This is a genomic window from Immundisolibacter sp., assembly GCF_041601295.1.
Classification (GTDB): Bacteria; Pseudomonadota; Gammaproteobacteria; order Immundisolibacterales; family Immundisolibacteraceae; genus Immundisolibacter.
Map to the genome: position 1 here is coordinate 1 of NZ_JBFIII010000166.1, position 3,063 is coordinate 3,063.

A 3,063-nucleotide genomic window follows, 5' to 3' on the forward strand; every position below is an offset into this window, starting at 1 on the left:
GGCGCCACGCTGGGTGCGCCCAAGTTCTACTGGCAGGACCATTACGACCGCAAGGGCGAGCACTGGCACACCGAGTTTGTCGGATACAAGGACTGGAAGTGGGACGACGGCCAGAGCGGTCCGACCGTAACCGGGGTGATGCTTGTTGACGTGCAGCGTCTTCATGCCACGGGCTTCGGCTATTCGAGTAGCTTCCATCACAATCCGCCGGACGCCAAGCCGGTGGATTATTCGCCGGAAGCCCTGCCGCGGATGTTGCAGTAAGATTCAGCGACGGGCGCCTGCCCGTTTGCAGCGATACCTGAGGGCCGCCGCAGGCTTGCGGCGGCCTTCTTTATTTAAGTAGACGTCTCTGGTTCGTGTTGGCCGGGGTCCGATATAAACGAAGTCGATTTTCCGAATGAGGCCTTGGTAATGGCGCAGCGGTCCTTGATGTCGAAATTGTGGGCATTTTTTTTGCCGGTAATGGTGGCCGGAGCTTTGCTGACCTTGGCACAGGTAAGGCTCGAGGTGCCGCGGGTGGTCATCGAGCCACCGGTGATCGAGACCCGGGACCGTTTCCTGGGCGTCGCGGTAATAGGTGACGTGGCCTGGGCCGTCGGTAAGGACGGCAAGATCATTCGTAGCGAGGATGCGGGCAAGACATGGGCGCAGCAGGCGACCGGTTTGCATATCAACTTCCAGTCAATTGCCGCCTGGGATGACCAGAATGCGGTGGTTGTGGCAAACCGGGGCAAGGGTTTGGTCACCAGTGACGGCGGCAAGACATGGCAGGAGGTTGTATTGCCGGTGGCGCAGGGTGGCAGCGGCAAGGTACTGCGCGTCAGGCTGGATCCGCGGGGGCGCGCGTGGGCGGTTTCCGAAATCAACATCATCATGCGCTCGGTGGATCGTGGCCGGACCTGGCAGCGGCTGACCGAGGCCGACGACGACGTGGCCTGGAACGACATCGCTTTCGCGGGTGACGACACAGCCTGCGTGGTCGGTGAGTTTGGTCGTATTGCTTGCAGTGTGGACGATGGCGCAACCTGGGAGCCACGCGAGTCAGCGGTTGAGCCCAGCCTCATGTCGGTGGTCTTCCGGGACTCCCTGAACGGTTTGGCCGTGGGCTTGAGCGGCACGGTGCTTGCCACGGATGATAGCGGCGTCAGCTGGCGCCAAGTGACGGTCGGTGACCTCGATCGTCACCTTTTCGACGTCATCTGGACTGGTCAACGCTGGGTGGCGGTGGGCGACAAGGGCGTGATGCTGACCGGAGACGCCGAGGCGTCGCATTGGGAAATTGCACGCGTCAATCCGGCCGATTTTGCCTGGCATATCGCGCTCGCCCAGCAGGGTGACGGTTTCATTACGGTCGGCCTCAATGTTGGGCGCTGGGCGGACGGGCAGTGGCAGCTATTTGGTCCGCGGTTCCACTGAGTGCTAGCGGACAACGACATTCTTGCCGTCTGGCAAGCACGGAATTCAGGACAGGTATCCGGTAATGCAACAGGCTAGTCGAGTAGAACGCTTTGCAATGTTCTGTGTCGCGCGTCGCGTGGCGGTGGTGGCGATCATTCTTGCGCTCACGGCGGTGTTCGGGATTTTCGCCGTGCAGGTGGAAATCAAGACCATTTTTCATGATCTGCTGCCCAAAGGGCATCCGTATATCGATATAAACGACAAGTACAACGAGCGCTTTGGCGGACCCAACATCGTCTCGATCATGGTCGAGGCAGAGAACGGCGACATCTTCCAGCCCGAGGTGTTGGAACGTATCAAGAAAATTACCGACGACTTGTACCTGGTGCCCGCCATTAACCAGTACCAGGTTATCTCCCTGGCTTCGCGCAAGCTTCGTTCGATCACGTCGTCCACCGCCGGCATTGAAACCAAGCCGATGATGTGGCCGGATTTGCCGACCTCACAGGCGGAAATCGACCAGCTGCGCGAGGATGTGCTCGCCAATCCGCTGGTGTATGGGCGGTACGTGTCGCCCGATCTGCGCTCGGCGCTGGTCACCGCCGATTTCATCGACCGCCTCATGGACTACGGCAAGCTGTATGCCGGTATTACCGAGATCGCGGAGAAGTACGACGGCAACGGCGTGCATGTACGGGTGGTGGGCGAGCCGCTGTTGACCGGCTGGGTAGTGCATTACTTGCCGGAAACCTTCCACCTGTTCTTGATAACCATAGCCATCATGGCGGCGTTACTGTTTGTTACCGTGCGTACGTGGCGCGGCGTATTGCTGCCGATGCTCGCGGGGCTGGTCAGCGCGATTTGGGCGCTCGGTATCGCCCGGTTAGTTCATGTCAACTTCGATCCGTTGATCATTGTTATTGCCTTCCTGGTCACAGCGCGCGCCATCTCGCACGCGGTGCAGATGCTGGCCGCCTTCGATGATGAACTGGAACGTGGTCATGCCCCAATAGAGGCGGCGCCAAAAGCCCTGGTGGCCTTGTTTCGTCCAGGCATGCTCGGAGTGGTGGTGGACGCGGTGGCGGTGGCCATCGTGGCCGCCATGCCCATGCCGCTGTTGCAGAAGACTGCATTTGTCGGCGCCGTATGGTTAGGGACCATCGCGGTCTCGGCGATGGTGCTGGTGCCGACTCTCCTGTCGTGGGTTTCTAAGCCGCATGCCCAGGCGTTTCCGTTCGACACCAATCGCTGGCTGTTACGCCCGGTGCTGAACCTGTGCGGGACCGTGGTCATAGGTCGCCGATCGGTGGCGGTGCTGGTGATTGCCCTTGCGATACTCGGCGGCTCGGGCTACTACGCGACCCACGTGACCGTCGGTGACGCGCTGCCCGGTACGCCCCTGCTGTGGCCGGACCATCCCTACAACGTGGATGCGAAAGCGATCAACGACACCTTCCAGGGCAGCGACCAGATGTTCGTGGTGATTGAGGGGGCTGAGCCGAACTCCCTCAAAGATCCTGAGTTGTTGACCAACGTCGATAACTTTCAGCGCTACCTGGAAACCCAGCCCCAGATCGGGGGCACAGTGTCGATGGTGGATTTGATCGGTCCGATCAACGCCAATTTGCACGAGGGCAATCGCCGCTTCGAGGACTTGGGCCA

2 protein-coding genes and 1 pseudogene are annotated in these 3,063 nt (G+C 60.4%); all 3 read left to right on the top strand.

Annotation, left to right across the window (positions count from 1 at the left end; all coding sequences use genetic code 11):
• A pseudogene (locus ABZF37_RS13970) lies at positions 1–264 on the top strand (hypothetical protein); the annotation flags it as partial.
• Between the two features lie 168 nt (positions 265–432).
• Entirely contained in the window at positions 433–1,419 is a 987-nt protein-coding gene (locus ABZF37_RS13975) for a WD40/YVTN/BNR-like repeat-containing protein (RefSeq protein ID WP_372720964.1), read from the top strand.
• Between the two features lie 64 nt (positions 1,420–1,483).
• Positions 1,484–3,063: RND family transporter (locus ABZF37_RS13980; protein ID WP_372720966.1), on the top strand; the 1,580-nt coding region annotated here is incomplete at its 3' end.

Excerpts from the sequence above, each read along its gene's own strand:
- ABZF37_RS13975 (WP_372720964.1), top strand. The coding sequence starts at position 433 with ATGTCGAAATTGTGGGCATTTTTTTTGCCGGTAATGGTGGCCGGAGCT.